We start from the raw sequence: 16487 nt of genomic DNA, 5'->3' as shown, positions 1-16487 counted from the left end.
TCTACTCCACGGGCGTGAGATCGAAGCCGATGTACTCGGCGGCGTCCTCGGGATTGGCGAACATGATCGTCTTGTCGTCGAGGTGGACCATGCGGCCGTAGTGGGTCGACATGATCTCCTCGAAGTCCGATCCGTCGAACTCCGTGCCCAGAGCCTCGGAGATCTCCTGGTAGTCGAAGACGATCTTGTTTTGACCGTCCACGCGGATCATCGACGGGTACTCGGAGATCACGATGCCGTCCTTGGCGCCCATCACCTCCGCGACGACGTAGCCGTTCTGGTTGTTCATGAGCGTGACGCCGCACATGTTGGACGACGTCCGGTTGACGTCGAAACTCGCAGAAGAGGTCACTTCACTGCTCCTTCGCCGCGATGAGGCCGAGGTCGGTGATCAGGGTCTGGAAATCGGCGGTCGCGGCGGCGTACGAGTCCGCGAAGGTGACCACCCGGTCCGCCGGCTGCGACCAGATGGGCTGCAGCTCGTACGCGGCGCGCCGGCTGACCGGCACCCACTTGTCGAGCCAGCCCTGCATGACGGACCTGTTCTGCTCGCCGTGCTCGGCGTCGTTGGCCAGCAACGAGAACAGCGCGCGGGTGTAGCGCAGGTCGCGGGTGTAGTCGTTCTCGCCCGCGCCGATCAGCGTCGGGGTGATGTAGTCGCCGTTGCGCGCCGCGATCTGCATGATGAGGTCGCTGCGGAACAGCACACCCACGAGGGGCTCGAACACGACGTTGGTCGCGAACACCGCCTCGGCCCAGTCCTCGACCGCGGTCAGCAGTTCCACGTTCTCCCGAACCCCTTGCCACGACGGGTTGTCCTTCCATGTGGCGCGGTGCGCGCCGCCGTCGAAGGCCTCGAGGGACTGGCTCAGATCCAGGTTGTACAGCGCGATGTCCTGCGCGAAGCGCAGCCGGTGGACGCTGTTCACGGCGATCGCATTGTTGATCATGTTGGTCGGCGCGGACCGCTGCGCGGACACGAAGACGTGCATGCCCAGGCCCTGCTCGGCGTGCATCCAGGCGCCGACGTTCTCGGCGACGAACCGGGTCCAGGTCGGCGACCAGTGCGCGTAGGCGCCGGCCTCCTTGGCGTTCTGGAGGTTGAGTTCGATCTGCCGCACCACGTTGGCGTTGTTGCGGTAGATCGTCTGCTCCCACTCCTCGTTCGGGTCGAGGAAGGCGTGCCAGTTGCCGCTCTTGAGCGCGGTCCAGTCGAGCGGGTAGCCGCCTTCGCCGTCCGCGAACCCGTAGATCCAGCCCTGGGTGAGGTGCCGCTCCGGGTCCGGCTGGACGTCGGTGGTGACGTCCTCGTAAACGGTGGCGCGCATCTTCTTCGGTTTGAAGTAGTTGTAGGACCTGCTGTTGGAGCTCGGGAATTCCAGCATCCCCGCCTCCGCACCGGTGAACTCGGGCTTCGGGAAGCTGACGGGAGCCTGGTGCTGCCGCTTCTCCTTGGCTGGCGTGCTCATGAACAGCCTTCTTTCCTGGTGGTGTGGCGGGCGGTCAGTCGTCGCCGGATTCGGCGGTGATGGTGAACTTGTCGAAGTGGATCTGCTCCCGCGGGACGCCCACCTCGCTCAGCAGTCCCAGTGCGGCGTCGATCATGGGGGGCGGCCCGCACAGGTAGACGTCGCACGACGACAGCGAATCCTCGTGCCGGCCGACGACGTCGTGGACGAAGCCGGTGGTGGCCTCGTTCCAGTCCTCGGGCCAGGACTCCGACAGGCACGGCACGAACGTCAGTTGCGGCAACCGTTCCCGCAGTTCCGCGATGTCCTCGAGCGAGATCAGGTCCGCTTCGGTGCGCGCCCCGTAGTAGAAGACGACCTCGCGCTCGTTTCGGCTCTCGGCCATCTGCCGCAGCAGGGCCAGCATCGGCGCCATCCCGGCGCCACCGGCCGCGAACACGAGCCTGCGTTCCGAGGAGGCCTTGAGGGTGAACGTCCCGTACGGGCCGGTCACGTCGAGCTTGTCGCCGACGTCCAGATGCCCTTCCAGGAGACCGGAGAAGTGACCGCCGGGGTAGCGCTTGATGATGAACTCGAGCATCCCCTCCGGGGACGCCGGCGCCGCCATCGAGAACGACCGGTGCTCGTCGTGGTCCGGGATCCGGATGTCGACGTACTGGCCCGGGTAGAAGCGCAGCTCCCCCTCCACGATCCGCAGCACCAGCCGGGTGATGTCGCGGCTCAGGTCGGTCATCGACACGATCTCGGTGCTCACCGTCACCACCGGCAGCCCGGAGTGGATCATCTCCTCGTCGAAGTTGATCAGCTCGATCTGCAGGTCGGAGTAGGCGTGCGACCGGCAGAGCAGGACATATCCCTCGTCGCTCTCGTAGTCGGCGAGCGCGAACGTCGAGTAGCGGTCCATCTGGACGTCGCCGTCGAGCAGGAACGACTTGCACGCCGAACACTGGCCTTCTTTACACCCGTGCATGAGCATCACGCCCTGCCGGAATGCCGCGTCGAGAACGGTCTCGTCCTCGGACACCTCGATCTCGATGCCCACGGGCTCGAAACGCACCTTGTGCTGATCGTCCATCGCCTTGCCGCCCTTTCGACGCGGGTTCGGGACCCGTGCAGCGCGAGTGGGTGATGTGTATTGCCCACTCGCTCTGGTCACGGCGTCGGTCACACGCCCGACGGCGTCCGGTTCGGGTTGGCCCGGTAGGAGGCGGCCCACGCCTCGCGCTCGGCGTCGGTCATCTCGTTGAGGGTCACATTCGGGCTGCCGAACGGGATGCCGCGCACGTCGTCGAGCGTCCACAGCTTCTTGGGGTCGCTGAGGTCGAGGTGCGGTTGCGGGATGAGGGTCTTGCCGTCGTCCCGGACGTAACCGAGGTCGGAGATGATGTCGGCAAGGTCCTGGCCGTGGTACAGCGTTTCCCACTCCCGCGTGCCGGTGAGCCGCCCCATGTTCGGGGTGTCCCTGCCCTCGTACTCGGGCCGGAACGCCACCGCGTCGGTCCAGTGGCAGGTCTCCGAGCAGTAGGTGCGCCATTGGCCGTCGACCTTCTCGACGACCATGTCCTCGCGGATCAGCGCGGGCACCATGCACGTCCAGCAGCGGTGCGGGTACTCGTAGCCGACGTTCTCGAAGGCGATCGGCTTGTTCCTGCCGGGGTAGGCGAGCCGGTTGTAGGCCTCCCACCAGTTGCCGAACTGTTCGTACCAGCCGGGATACTTGTGCTCGAACCACTCGAAGTCGGCGTCGGTCATGGCGTCGATCCGCCAGTAGTTGACCGGCCAGCCGGTCGCGAAGAACTGCGCGACGCGGTGCACGTAGTGCTGGTTGTAGATCCGGTCCCACGCCTTCTCGACCAGGTCGTGCGGGATGACCAGGCCGTACTTCTCCAGCGGGATCAGGTAGCTGCGGTAGTAGTCGTCGTAGATCCACCGCCGCCACATCTCGGCGTAGGAGTCCCGGTCCTTGCGGCGGTCCTTCGTGCCGTACTCGATGAACGTGCCGATCGCCGCGTCCACGACGCAGTGGTTGTTCCACCAGGCGTAGCGCAGGTCCCGTTCCAGCAATTGGCGGTTGTCCTCGTCCGCCAGCGCCATCAGCAGGATCGAGTAGCCGTTGCTGATGTGCCGCGACTCGTCGGACTGCACCGAGTGGAACACCGTCGGGAGCAGGTAGTCGCCGTTGGCGGCCGCCTCGGACGGCATCGCCACGAACAGCGTGTTCGTGAACGCGGTCTCCGCGACCAGCGTCAGGTACACGTTCGCCGCGGTGATGGCGTCGCCGGTGATGAAGCCCTCGCCGAACTGGCGGCCGATGGTGCCGCAGTAGCTGTTGGCGAACGCCTTCTCGGTGATGTCGAACCCGGCCGGGTCGATGTAGTGGTTCATGTACAGGCGCTTGAGGTTCATCTGGATCGTCGAGTGCCGGACCTCGTCGATCATCTGCACCGCGAGGCCGTTGTGGATCTGCGGGTTGGGCACGGCGTCGATCGCCAGCGGCATCGCCCGCGCCGCCGAGATCTCCGGGAACGGGATGATGGACAGGAACAGCTTCTGCCACTCCATCCAGCGCTCCTGGACCTGCCGGAACATGTTCCCGCGAATCGCGCCGTCCATCGCGCCGAATACCCGGTTGTCCTTCTCCTCCTCCATCGGGAAGTAGGAGCGCAGGATCTGCTTCAGCGGGTCCTTCTTCGGCGACTTGTCGAACTTGTAGTCGGTGCCGAACTTCTTCGCCGGGGTGGCGAACGTCGGCTCCCACGACAATTCCGTGATCTTCTCGTGCGCCTTGCTCAGACTCTGTCTGCTCACTGCGTGGTCCTCTCTCGACACGGGATTCGGCGCCGCCGGCCGATGACCGTGGCGAAAACGCCGTCATCCACGAGCGGGGATGTTGACGCGGGGTTGCTGACTCATGACACCCCGGCTACGGGCGCGTTACCGTCTCAATCTGAGATCCCGGTCACACGCCCGACGCCTACTCTGGTGGAGACGGCAATCCAGGGAGGCTCCCGTGGCGAAGACGCTGGGCAGCGGATCCGCAGAGCCCGCACCCGCGGCGACCAACGACGCCGAGATCAGCCACGCCCGCGACAGCTTCCTCAGCGGCACGGGTGAGCGCGGTCCCAACGTCAGGCGGACGATCCTGGCGTCCTGGGAGCGGTCGCGGGACAACAACGTCGAGGCGGATCGGATCCTCGCCCCGTTCATCCGCGATCCCGATCTCGAAACGCCGTTGGCGCGCGGCGCGGCCCCCATCCTCGACATGCTGCACGAACAGTTGCGCGGTGAAGCGGTCAGCACGATCCTCACCGATCAAACCGGGCTGGTGCTCGATCGGCGGGTTTCCAGTTTCCAGATCAGCGAAGCCCTCGACGCGGTCCAGTTGGCGCCCGGTTTCAGCTACGCCGAGAAATTCGTCGGCACGAACGGAATCGGCACCGCCATCTCCAGCGGATCGTCCGCATTCGTCGACGGGAGCGAGCACTACGCGGGTCAACTGGGACAATTCGCCTGCGCGGGTATGCCCATCCGGCACCCGGTCCGCGGCAAGGTGATCGGCATCCTGGACATCACGACGTGGCGACATACGCCCGGACCGCTGCTGATCGCGCTGGCGGCGTCCACCGCCCGCCAGATCGAGGCGGAACTGCACGCCCAGACCGGCATGCGCGAACTTGCGTTGGTGCACGAATACATGAAGATCTGCCAACGGTCGCCGGGGCCGGTGCTCGCGCTGAACAACGACGTGGTGATGATGAACGACGCACTGCGGCAACTGGTCGACCCCGCCGAGCAGCAGACATTGATCGGCTACGCGGTCGACACGATGCGCGCGGACAATCGGCACGCGTTGCGGACGGTCGAGCTGCCCAGCGGACGCACGGCCCACCTGCGCTACTCCCCCGCGTCGACGGGTTCCGGGCTCGCGGGTGGCGTATTCCGCATCCGGGTCGAACGGCTTCCGGCACCACTGGCGGGCGGCGTCTCGCTGCACCGCGCTCACCGGATGAACCCACCCGGTTTGGCGGGCACCGGCCCGGCGTGGACGCGGTCGGTCCAGCAGGCCGCCGCCTGCTTCGCTACAGGTGACTGGTTCGCGATCGAGGGTGAAGCGGGTGTCGGCAAGCGCGCCCTGCTACGCGCGGTGCACCAGCAGCGCGAGCCGGGTAGGCACTTCCGCGTCACCCAGCCGCCCGCCGCGGACGAGTTCGACAGCTGGCTCGAGACCCTGACCGAGGACCTGACCACACCCGGCGCCACGGTCGTGCTCCGGCAGGCCGAGCGGTTGTCCGATCAGCAGGCGTCGGCGACGGCAGACCTGCTCACCGACCGCACGTGGGACGCGGCGCGGGTGGTCATCGCGCTGCGGACGCCCGACGCCGTGGCGCCCTTGCGGTCCATCTTCCCGCGCACCGTCGAAGTTCCCGCGTTGCGCCACCACATCGACGACCTGCCCGACCTCGTGCACCACCTGCTCCGGCAGCTGACCAAGGACGACCAGCTGATGTGCTCGCCCCAGGCGCTGGCACAGCTGGCCCGGCTCGACTGGCCGGGAAACGTGGGCCAACTGCGCGGGGTGCTCGCCACCACGATCAAGCACCGTCCCAAAGGCGTCGTCGACGTCGCCGACCTGCCGCCGGAATGCCGGTCCGCGAGCCATCGGCTGCTCACGCCGATCGAGGCGCTCGAACGCGACGCCATCGTCAACGCGTTGCGGGACAACCAGGAGAACCCGACCAAAGCCGCGAAGGCGATCGGCATGTCACGAGCCACGATCTACCGGAAGATCCGCCAGTACGGCATCTCGTGACCCCACAGGAGGACCAGGACACGATCTTCCTCGTCTCCAAGTCCCCATGCAATACGCGGCCGCCACCCCGAGCGCAGCGCGAGGCCGCCGCAGCAGCCGGCGTCGTATGTCGAAGCCCGGCTCTCGGCGCGGCGGCGTAGCTGGTCCGCCCGCGGCGAGCTCACCCACGATCGTGGCGTAACCGATCACGCGGTACTCAGGTAGGAGCTGGAAGCGGTGCCGGGACCTACTCCCGCTCGGTGAGCCGACGGGGACTGTACGGTCTCGGAACGGTGTACCGACCGGTAGACCCTGCCGCCCCCGGGTGTGCCGGCCCGGATCTGTCGCACGCCCGGCCCGACGGCGACGACTTCGGCGACGCATTCGTGGCCGATCGGGGGCGGCGCCATCGGGCAGCAGGATCCAGGCGGCGGCGAGATCACAGGCCGTCCCGTGTGTCTCGAGGGCGAGCGCGTTGAAGTACTGGTCAATAAGATCGTTGCTGTTGTGATGATCCGGCGATCGGGAGCCCCGATGAGCGACCCCGGCGGCTTCGGCCCGCTGACGGTGGACGAGCGCGAGACGATCGGTCCCTACCGGATCGTGGGCCGGATGGGGGCCGGCGGTATGGGGGTGGTCTACGCGGGAATCGCGGCCGACGGCACGCGGGTCGCGGTCAAGGAGATCCATCCGGGATTATCAGCCGACCCGCACTTCCGCGCCCGCTTCGTCCGTGAGGTCGATCTGCTGTCGCGGGTGCGTGGACGTTGCACGGTCTCGGTGCTGGCCTCCGACACCGCAGCGATTCCTCCCTGGCTGGCGACCGAGTTCGTCCCCGGCCCGACGCTCAGCACGTACGTGCAGGACAACGCGCCACTGCGGCCGCATGAGCTGCTCTCGTTCGGCGTGGACATCGCCGAGGCGCTGACCGACATCCACGGGGCCGGCATCGTGCACCGCGACCTCAAGCCCGGGAACGTGATCCTCTCCAGCTCCGGCGCGAAGGTACTGGACTTCGGCATCGCCCGGGCCCTCGACGAGAGCGGCCTCACGGGCACTGGCGCGTTGATCGGGACGCCCGGCTGGATCAGCCCCGAGCAGTATCGGGGCGACCAGGCGGACGCCGCCGCCGACGTCTTCGCCTGGGGCGCGCTGATGGCGTACGCCGCGACGGGGCGCCCGCCGTTCGGCATCGGCGCCCCCGACGTCCTCGCCTACCGCGTCATGAGCGTCGACCCCGACCTGTCCGGGGTCCCCACCCAGGTCCGCGACCTCGTACGAAGCGCGCTCGCCAAGAATCGGGCGGCCCGGCCCGCCGCGCGCGAGTTGCTTGCCCGGGTCACCGCGCTCAAGGCAGGCACGACCCCCATGGAGATGCCGGCACGCGACAAGCGCCTGATGGTGCCGCTGGTGCCGGCCGTCGCCGTCATGGCCGCGGTCGTGGCCGTCGGCGCGGTGTTCGCGGTGAACTGGGGTGAATCGCCGCAAGCACTTCAGAGCCCGAGCGCCCCTCCCTCGTCCTCGCCCGCCGAGAGCCTGGAGCCGGACACGAGCGAGAACCCGGACGAGGCGACGACAGCGGGCGAGACCCCCGAGGAGACGCCCAGCGAGAGGGCGACGGCCGAGGAGACGCCCACCACAAGGAAGACGAGCGCCAGCCCAAGCGCACGCCGCTCGGCCACCGGCGTACCGTGCGCCTCCAACGGCTCGATACTCCGGCAGGCCGCCGCGCTGAACGGCGGCAGCCTGCCGGACGACGCCGTGGTCGCGCGCAAGATGTGCTCGGGCAACTGGGTCGCGGCCGAGCTCGACTCCCCAAGCGTCGGCGGAATCGACCTGATCGCGAAGCGGAACGCGACCCGATTCGTGGACGGTGCGATCGGCAGTTACTTCTGCTCGCGGGAGAACCAGCCGACGCTCCTCGCGAGCGCGCCGGACAAGATCAAAACCTTCCTCTGCCCCAACGGCTTTGACTGACCCGGCCCTCTCCTGACGTCTCAGGCGAAGGTCAGAACGGGGTCTGGAGCGTGGTCCCGGGCCGGTGCCCGCGGCGAGCCGCCGGGCGAAGGAGCGGCCGATCACGCGCCGCCCTGGCTGGCTGGGGTCGATGTTCTCGAAGCGCGCGAGGATGGGGTGAATGGTCCCGGCGGCTCACTATGGGTACGCCCGGCTCCGCACCGGCACCCCGACCAGGGTGCCGGTGCGGACTTTTTGGATCGACTCCGCTTAAGAATCAATTACAGTTCGAGATCACCCTCGTCGCCCGTGTGGTCAGGTCGATCGCGGTCACCTTCGTGACGTTGGGATTGGACATGAGCGCGGGACACTCGATGTTCTTCCAGACGCTGCCCGGACCCAGGTCTTCTCCAAGAACCACCCTGACCTCTCCTGAGACACCTCGGGCATAGGCGGCGATCACCTTTTGCCACACCTCGACCAGCAAGGGGTGAGTGGAGCCCCGCTCCGCCTGCGGAATTCCGCGGCTGCCCATGAGAGCTTCGAGCGTGGTGCCGCCCATGCCTCGCGCTATCTCAGCGGCAGCATCGGGTCCTGCCGCCACGTACCCGCCAGACGATGTCGCGGTGCGGCCCGACCAGAAGAAAGCAGTGTTCATGGCGGTGGAGTAGTCACCGGCGAGCATCGCCTGAGCAGTCGGAACGGCGGCAACCGCCTTGGCTTGGCTCAGCGTTATTTGGACTTGGTAGACCGCCCCCGCGCCCATTCCAGCAGCCGCGTAAGCCGTCTTGAGCGCCTGGGAGCCGACGCTGAGCTGATCGAATAGCTCGTGGGAGAAAAGAATCGGGCCGTATTCAGACAGCGCCTCGGCCAGCGATTTATCACCTTTGATGAGATGGTAAACTCCGAGCCCGAATTTGAGAACGTTATTCAGGTTCTTCAGTACGTCGCGATTCTCTTTGGTAATCGCGGAACTCGGAATCCGACCCCTCAAAGTATACCAAAAGAGGGCCGAGTCCTGTATGAATCCCCAGGATTCCATCAATGCCCCGCTCAGCTCAGCGGCATAAGTGAGATTTTGCACTCCTCGGAACGCGGGATCCAGGACGGACTGAATGCAGTTCTCGTAAAGTTGAGTGGTTGGCGCATACAACATCTCGCAGAAGCCGGAGTTGAAGTATGCCCGCGGGATCAGCTCATCCGGGTCCGCAATAATGTTGCGGAGACAGGTTTCGTACCACTCGCCCCCGGGGTCGAGCAAGTTCTCCCACCCAGCGAGGTCTTCGCCACCGTAATCGACCTCGCATTGGAAGATGGCCGCGCCATAGGCGTCCTCATAGGCGGAGTAAGCCTCCTTGCCCGCCGAGATGGCACCGGCGGCATCCCTGCCGGCTCGACGAGCTGCCTCGTAGGCGACGCTGGCCGCTTTGAAGGCCGCATTGGCGGCGTTGACGGCGACCTGGTAGGAGTGGATCGCCCAAGTGGCCGACCGGATGGCGCTGCGAGCTGAGGTCGTGGCCCGGGTGGCCGCCGCGCGGGCGGTCTTGACCGCGGCTGCGGCCTTGTCCACCGAGGCCGCAGCTTGGCTGGCATAGGTGCTTGCCTTCTGCGCGTAGCCGGCAGCCCGGCTCGCCGAGTCGAGCGCCTGCTGAGCGTAGGACGCAGCCTGAGCGGCATCGTTGCGGGCTCGGGCGGCTACGCTCTGCGCTTTCAGAGCATCCTGCGCTGCCGTCTCGGCGACCTGACTGATCTTTTGGTGCAGACCTGCGACCACGGCAAGGTGAGTCGCGCTTTCGTAGTCCCGCTCGGCTGCGGTGAACCGGCCGGTGCTGAGGAACTGCCGCAGGCCTGGGGCCGGTCCCTCCAAGGCGATCTGCGCGGCCGCCTTCAATTCCGGCCCGCTGTCCGGGTTGGCCAGGATCTGGTTGACCAGCACCCGTTCACCGATGGTCGCCGCGGTGTACTGGCCGGTGTCGAGGAAGTCACGCAACGCCTGCAGCGTGTCGACGTCGAGGGCTTGCTGGGCCCGCTGCGCGAGCACGACGTCACCGGCCGCCTTGGCCGCGGTCAGGATCTGGTTGACCTTCGTCCGGTCCGCGCTGTAGCGGCCGGGATAGTTCTGCGTACGCAGGAAGGTCGCGACCGTCTGGTCGCTGCCGGCCAGCGCTGTATGGGCCGCTGCTGCCAAAGCGGCGTTCTCGTTCACCGCCAGGTTCATCACCGCGAGGCGGTTGTCCTGTGCCGCGGCACCGGCGATGCCAGTGCGGACGAACTCCAGCACGAGATCGTCAGCCCCGCCCAGCGCGGCAAGCGCCGCCTGCTTGGTCCAGGCGCCCTGGCCGCTGGCCAAGTTGAGCGCGACCTTGCGGGCCGCCGCCACCGCGGCGCCGCGCTCGGTCGTCGGGTTGATCGCCACGGCCATGAGACTGTTGGTTTCGGCGTCGCGTTTGGCGGCTTGGTCGATGTCCCAGTCGGCGACGCGCCGGTGCGCCTCATACGCGACGTTGGCTGCCCGGGCCTTCTCCAATCCCTCATCACGGGCCACCGCCAAGCGCTCGGCGTCGGCGGTCCGCGCCGCATCGAACAGCGCGGCCGCCTCGGCTGCGGTGTCCAGTGCCTCCTGCGCTGCCGCGGTGGCGGCGTTGGCATAGTCGGTGGCCCGTTTCGCCGCCTCTGCGGCCTCACCGGCGTGCTCCGCGGCATCAAGAGCCGCGGCTGCCGCGGCCTCGGCGTTGGCCGCTGCCCGGTTGGCGGCATCTCGCGCCTTGTACGCGGCATCGACGGCTACCCTGAGATAGTTCTCCGCCGCCCGTGCCGCCCGGACGGCCCGCTCGGCGTTGGCTCGCGCTCTCGCCGCCGCCTCGACAGCCTCCTCGGCAGCCCAGCCCGCCGCGTTGGCGAACCGGACCGCCTGCTCATTGGCGGACGCTGCCGCCATGGCATTCTCGGCCGCGCTCGTAGCGGATGCGACAGCACCATACATGGCCTCGAACGCCTTGGCTGCCTGTTCTGCTACGGCTACGAAGCTCTTCGTGTCCTTCGCGATCGCGGTGGCTACCTGCGCCGCATGTCGTGCGTCTGCCGCCTTCGAGGCATCTAGGACCGCCGCATTAGCCTTGAGATAGGCTGCGGTGGCATACTGATTGGCCTTCGTTGCCATCTGCGCAGCCAGCGCCGCTGCATGGGCGGCTGCTCGCGCCGCCCGGACCGCCGCCGCCGCGGCCTCAACGGCCACCTGAGCGGCGTCAGCCGCCTTCTGCGCTGCAGTCGCCGCCCGCTTGGCCTGCGCCTTCGCTTCAGCCATGTTGTTGCGCGCAGCCTCGGTCGCGGCAGCGGCCTCCTCCGCGGACCGGCGCGCCGCTGCTGCGGCGTCCTTGGCGCGGCCACCCTCGGCAACGGCGTTGGCGGTCTCCTGCGCCGCCAGCGCACCGGCCGCCTGCGCTTGGCCGAGCAGGTCTTGCAGCGTCGCGATCTCGTCGTCCCGCGCCGATGCCACCGCCCAGCCGTAGGTGAGGAATGCCTCCTGTGCTTCTGGCGTGCCCGCGTCGAGCGCCTTCTGGGCCGCGGCGCGGACCTGCGGGCCACCGGTGGCCATGGCCTGGTTGATCCGCAGCCGCTGGTCGGTGTTCCACTGCGCCTGCCAGCCGGACGTCAGGAACTCCTGCAGCTCCTGGGTGGTCCCGGAGTCCAGCACGGCCTGAGCCGCCTGCTTGACCTGATCGCCGCCGGCGGCCATCAACTGGTTCACTGACACGCGCGTATCGATGTCCGACGGGCCTTGCCATCCGCTGTTCAGGAAGGCGGGGATGGCGTTCTGGTCACCCGCGGCGTCCGCGTCCATGGCGGCCCGAGCCTTCGCGCGCAATGCCGGACCACCGTCGCTGATGATGTCCGCGAGGCTGTCCCGCTGGTCGAGGCGCTGGGCATGGTTCCATCCCTCGGCCAGGAACGCGCTGACCTGAGCGTCCGTGCCCAGCAGCGCCGCCTCGGCCGCTAATCGAACCTGCGGGCCGCCCTCTTGCCAGGCCGACACCACGAGGGAGCGATTGGCCGCGACCGACACCTCCGCATATGCCGGCATCACCTGCAGCAGGTTGGCCAGCAAAGCCAGGACCACGATTGCCGCGATCACCGCCTGCCGACGTATCGACATCCGCGCACGCACATTCAGCTGCACTGCAGCCTCCGTCACCGCTCGAACTCGCACACTGGGAGCGCTGAAGGAGCGAGTCTGGTCACCGTCCGTTCAGCTCTGCGGAGTGTCACACGATGCTCAGATGCCAGGCAATACCAGACATCGGCGGATATACCGGAAACATACCGGGCTTCACTAGCCTCATTTCGTACCCGCAGAGGCGCAAGCAAGGTGAACGGGTCGTGAACCCCTTCAACCGTCACGGTCGGCCTCAGCAGCCTATCGGAAGCTTCCGCGACAGCTCATCACCGGAGGTTTTGATCATGGGTTTATCACCGCGCTGGGTGACGCTGGGCGTCGCCGCGGCGATGGCAGCGTCCTTATCGGTAGCTGTCGGCCCAGCGCCAGCCAGCGCATCTGCGATCTCGCCTCCATCGCTGGTGGACAACGGCATCTACCCCTACCCCGGGGCGGCGGAGATCCTGGCGGCGCAGAACGTCAGGCTGATCTCCGGCGACGGCCACATCCTGTTGGTCGACTGCGCCACGCCGGTGCAGGGTGACATCGGCCTGCTGAAGATCTACACCACCGACGAAACCATCGGCCCCGACGGATTCGGCCGCCTCTGCTTCAAGGTGGCCGCCTCCTCCGGTGTACTGAACCTCGAAGTTCCGGGCGTCTACGAGATCCGCGGCGACGGCCAGCGTCAGGGCACCGGCCACCAGGTGACCGCGAAGCTGCGCAACGACGACGGCGAGAATCTCACCGTCAACGTGGACCCGGACGGCAGCACCTCAGTGGGCCTGGGCACCGACCCGAACGCCTCGCCCACCATGCTGCTGCAACTGCGTACCGGCACCGGCCCGGCACCGGGCACCGGCCCGCAGGCGGCGGTCGGCAAGCTCGCCGCTGACGGCCGCGAGTGCACCGTGACGCTGGTCGCACCACGCTGGGCGCTCGGCGCCGCGAGCTGCCTGGCCACCGATCCGAACCAGCCCCAGCTCACCGAAGGCGCGCCGGCCAGCGCTACCTATGTCGCGTTCCCCGGAAAGGCCGGTGTCAAGGTCGACTGGCTGAGCCCGCGTGCCGGCCGCGACGTGGTCCTGGCCCGGCTGGCCACCCCGGTCGAAGGGATCACCCCGATCCCGGTGGCCACCGCCGCTCCCACCGGTGTCGAGCTGTCCACCGTCGGCCACAGCCGCGCCGGCATGACGGCCACCGACTGGACGACCGACCAACAGCGCAGCGCGCAGGTCACCTTCACCGGCGCCACCGCCACGACACTATCCACCGCGGCCGGACCGCTGGTGTGCAGTGGGATGGCCGGTGCCCCTGTCCTCAACGGCGGCAAGATCGCAGCCGTTCTCAGTCAGGCGGGCCAGGCCGGATGCCCTGACACCGCCGGGAGCGACAGCGCCCTCACCGCCGCCCGCACTGACGATCTCGCGACCTGGGTCAACGCCATCACCACCGCCGTGGCCGACCACACCTGGACCCTGGCCGACCTGCCCGCCACAGCTACGTCGGGCACCGCCGTCAGCGCCGGCGCCGACAGCGCCTTCACCGGAACCGGCCTCCCGTTGACCGCCACCGCCGGCGCGACCTGGAAGACCGGCGACACCTTCAGCCCGGCCGTCGAACTCAACGGCACCACCGGAAGCCTTTCGGCCGGTGGCCCCGCCGTCGTCACCGATGCCGACTTCAGCCTCAGCGCCTGGGCCAAACCCGCCGCCGGTGGCACCGTTCTGTCCCAGGACGGCGTCAACACCGCCGGCTTCAAACTCTGGGCTGAGAACGGATCCTGGCGCTTCGCCATGAGCCGATCCGACGTGGCCAGTCCTGTCTGGGACACCGCCATCGCACCCGCGGGCAGCGCTCCGGCAGGTGTCTGGTCACAGGTCGCCGTGACCTACAAGGCCGCCACCGGCGTCGCGATCCTCTGGGTCAACGGACGGAACGTCGCCAGCGTGAGGCACACGGTGAAGTGGAAAGCCGCCGGCGCACTGCGTGCAGGCACGCACAAGACCGGCGCCGCAAGCCTCGGCGGCCACTTCAAGGGCGTACTGTCCACTCTCCAGACCTGGAACCGGCTTTCACTCACGCCCGCGCTGAACAAGCACGACTTCGACGGGGACGGTCGTAACGATGTCATCATCACCGACGGAGCCGGTGACCTGTGGATGTATCCGAACCAGGGCGGCTCGGGACTGACCACCGTCAGCGTCAGCAACCGGGTAAAGATCGGCAGCGGGTGGGGTCCCCTGAAATGGGTCGTCACTGACTGGGACGCCGACGGCCTTGCCGACGTCGTCATGAAGGGCTCCGACGGCGTTCTGTGGATGTATCCCAACCAGGGCGGATCTCTGTCCAGCAGCGGCAAGAAGCAGATCGGCACCGGCTGGGCCAACTATGTCCACGCCGCAGGCAACGCCAACAGCACCCCGCACGCCGACCTGTTCGGCATCAACGAGAGCAACGGCGCGCTGTATTACTACCCCGACGGGGGTGGCAAGACCCAGATCGGCACCAGCGGCTGGACCGACTTCCGCATCTTCCCCGCCGATTTCAGCGGCGACAACCGCGCCGATGTCATGGCGATCGACACCTCGGGCGAGCTCTGGTTCTATGCCAACACGAGCCAGAACGGTGTCACGCTTGCCGGCCGTACCCAATCCGGCACCGGCTGGAGCAATTTCAAGGTCGCGGCCATGGATCTGAGCGGTGACGGCAAGACTGACCTGGTCGCCCTCGACGGCAGTGGCAATCTGTGGGTCTATCCCGGCAATGGCAACGGTCGCTTCGGCAGCCGCTCCCAGATCGGGGTCGGCTGGACCGTCACCGCCATCGGCTGACACGCGCAATTCGGTGGGCTGGACGTCGGCGTCCAGCCCACCGATCTGTTGTACGTCCCGAGCAACTCCCGGACGTCGTCAAGGCCAGACCACAGTGCATCGAGCCGGGCGCCCCGGTCTGCGTCGGCCGCACAACCAGATCAACCGGTTCCATCGGCGGATCATTTGTGTCACCCCGACAGCGCGGTTCGGCAACGATGTCACAGGCCGTAGGCGGCCAGGGCCTTGCTCGCGTAAGCGGCGATCGGGGCGGCGACGTGGGCGGCGTCGCGGTGCACCCCGCGCAGGGTGTTGGAGGCGAAGGAGCGCTGGAACTCGAGCCCGACGTAACCCAGCCCCAAGTGGGTGGTGGAGATGCCGCCGACGTGCAGCGGCAACCCAGCGTCATCCAGGGCGCCGAGCGGCTGCAGGTAGTCCAGGTGGGGTCGGTAGCCGGTGGCGTAGACGACCGTGTCGACGTGTTCGCGCTCGCCGTCGGCCCAGATGACCCGGTGGCCGTCGAAGCCGGTGAACATGGGCCGCCGATCCATCCGGCCGGACTCCAGTGAGACGGCGTAGTCGCCGGTGTCCATCACCAGCGTGCCGGTCGCGATACGGGCCAGCCATTCCAGCGGCAGCGTGTCGAAGCCGGTGGTGGTGTGCCAGTAGTGCACGTCCTTGCCGCCGACGATCTGCGGCATGAACTGGATCGGCTGCCGGGAGGCGATCGTGACGGTGGCGACGGCGGCGAGTTCGTAGGCGACCTGGATGGCGGAGTTGCCGCCGCCCACCACCACGACGCGCTGTCCGGCATAGTGCTTGGGGTTGCGGTAGTCGGCCACGTGCAGGGCCTGGCCGGTGAAGCCGTCCTGGCCGGCCAGATCGGGCACGTACGGGTTGCCGAAGGAGCCACTGGCGGCCACGACGCCCATGGTCTGCAGGGTGTCACCGCTTGAGGGGTGCACGAGGAAACCGCCTGAGCCGTCGGCTTCCACCGCGCTGACGCGCGTGCCGGTGCGGATCTCCACGTCCAGGGTGTCGGCGTAGCGCCGCAGGTAGGCGACGACCTCGTCCCGGTGGGGGTAGTGGTCGGGGTCGCCAGGGAAGTCCAGGCCGGGCATGGTGCTGTAGCGGGCGGGTGAGAACAGGGCGAGGCTGTCGTAGTAGTGCGCCCAGGAGCCGGTGGGCTGGTCGCTCGCTTCCAGGATGACCGGGGTACGTCCGAGTTCGCGCAGCGCGAGGGCGGCAGCGAGGCCGGACTGGCCCGCGCCGATGACGATCGTGTCCATGCACCGCATCGTATCGTG

General features: G+C 67.8%; 9 protein-coding genes. 3 read left to right on the top strand and 6 right to left on the bottom strand.

Features of this window, described 5'->3' with window-relative positions; all coding sequences use genetic code 11:
* Position 1: 1 nt before the first annotated feature.
* From mimD to ACTWQA_RS35225, 4 genes are all read right to left on the bottom strand, one after another.
* Complete coding sequence (gene mimD, locus ACTWQA_RS35240; protein ID WP_206061129.1) at positions 2 to 352, bottom strand: propane 2-monooxygenase effector subunit MimD; 351 nt, start codon at positions 350 to 352, stop codon at positions 2 to 4.
* Position 353: 1 nt separating this feature from the next.
* Positions 354 to 1469: an aromatic/alkene monooxygenase hydroxylase subunit beta gene (locus ACTWQA_RS35235; protein ID WP_443163305.1), complete on the bottom strand. Its 1116-nt coding sequence runs from the start codon at positions 1467 to 1469 to the stop codon at positions 354 to 356.
* A gap of 34 nt (positions 1470 to 1503) precedes the next feature.
* Complete coding sequence (locus tag ACTWQA_RS35230) at positions 1504 to 2544, bottom strand: FAD-binding oxidoreductase (protein ID WP_443163304.1); 1041 nt, start codon at positions 2542 to 2544, stop codon at positions 1504 to 1506.
* A gap of 89 nt (positions 2545 to 2633) precedes the next feature.
* Entirely contained in the window at positions 2634 to 4277 is a 1644-nt protein-coding gene (locus ACTWQA_RS35225) for a hypothetical protein (RefSeq protein ID WP_443163303.1), read from the bottom strand.
* 202 nt (positions 4278 to 4479) lie between these two features.
* Between ACTWQA_RS35225 and ACTWQA_RS35220 the strand changes: the two genes are divergently transcribed.
* Together ACTWQA_RS35220 and ACTWQA_RS35215 are read left to right on the top strand one after the other, a co-directional pair.
* Complete coding sequence (locus ACTWQA_RS35220; RefSeq protein WP_443163302.1) at positions 4480 to 6279, top strand: sigma-54-dependent Fis family transcriptional regulator; 1800 nt, start codon at positions 4480 to 4482, stop codon at positions 6277 to 6279.
* 513 nt (positions 6280 to 6792) lie between these two features.
* On the top strand, positions 6793 to 8235 hold the full coding sequence (locus ACTWQA_RS35215; RefSeq protein ID WP_443163301.1) for a serine/threonine-protein kinase: 1443 nt from the start codon (positions 6793 to 6795) through the stop codon (positions 8233 to 8235).
* Positions 8236 to 8491: 256 nt separating this feature from the next.
* Here ACTWQA_RS35215 and ACTWQA_RS35210 read toward each other — a convergent pair whose 3' ends face one another.
* Entirely contained in the window at positions 8492 to 12391 is a 3900-nt protein-coding gene (locus ACTWQA_RS35210; protein WP_443163300.1) for an ALF repeat-containing protein, read from the bottom strand.
* Positions 12392 to 12672: 281 nt separating this feature from the next.
* Here ACTWQA_RS35210 and ACTWQA_RS35205 point away from each other — a divergent pair, with 281 nt between their 5' ends.
* Positions 12673 to 15201: an FG-GAP-like repeat-containing protein gene (locus ACTWQA_RS35205; protein WP_443163299.1), complete on the top strand. Its 2529-nt coding sequence runs from the start codon at positions 12673 to 12675 to the stop codon at positions 15199 to 15201.
* 200 nt (positions 15202 to 15401) lie between these two features.
* Here ACTWQA_RS35205 and ACTWQA_RS35200 read toward each other — a convergent pair whose 3' ends face one another.
* Positions 15402 to 16469: a flavin-containing monooxygenase gene (locus ACTWQA_RS35200; protein WP_443163298.1), complete on the bottom strand. Its 1068-nt coding sequence runs from the start codon at positions 16467 to 16469 to the stop codon at positions 15402 to 15404.
* Between the last annotated feature and the right edge of the window lie 18 nt (positions 16470 to 16487).

This window comes from Nonomuraea sp. 10N515B (assembly GCF_052245915.1).
Lineage (GTDB): Bacteria > Actinomycetota > Actinomycetes > Streptosporangiales > Streptosporangiaceae > Nonomuraea.
Note: the sequence above shows the minus strand (reverse complement) of the source record. Positions and strands in the feature narration are given on the sequence as shown.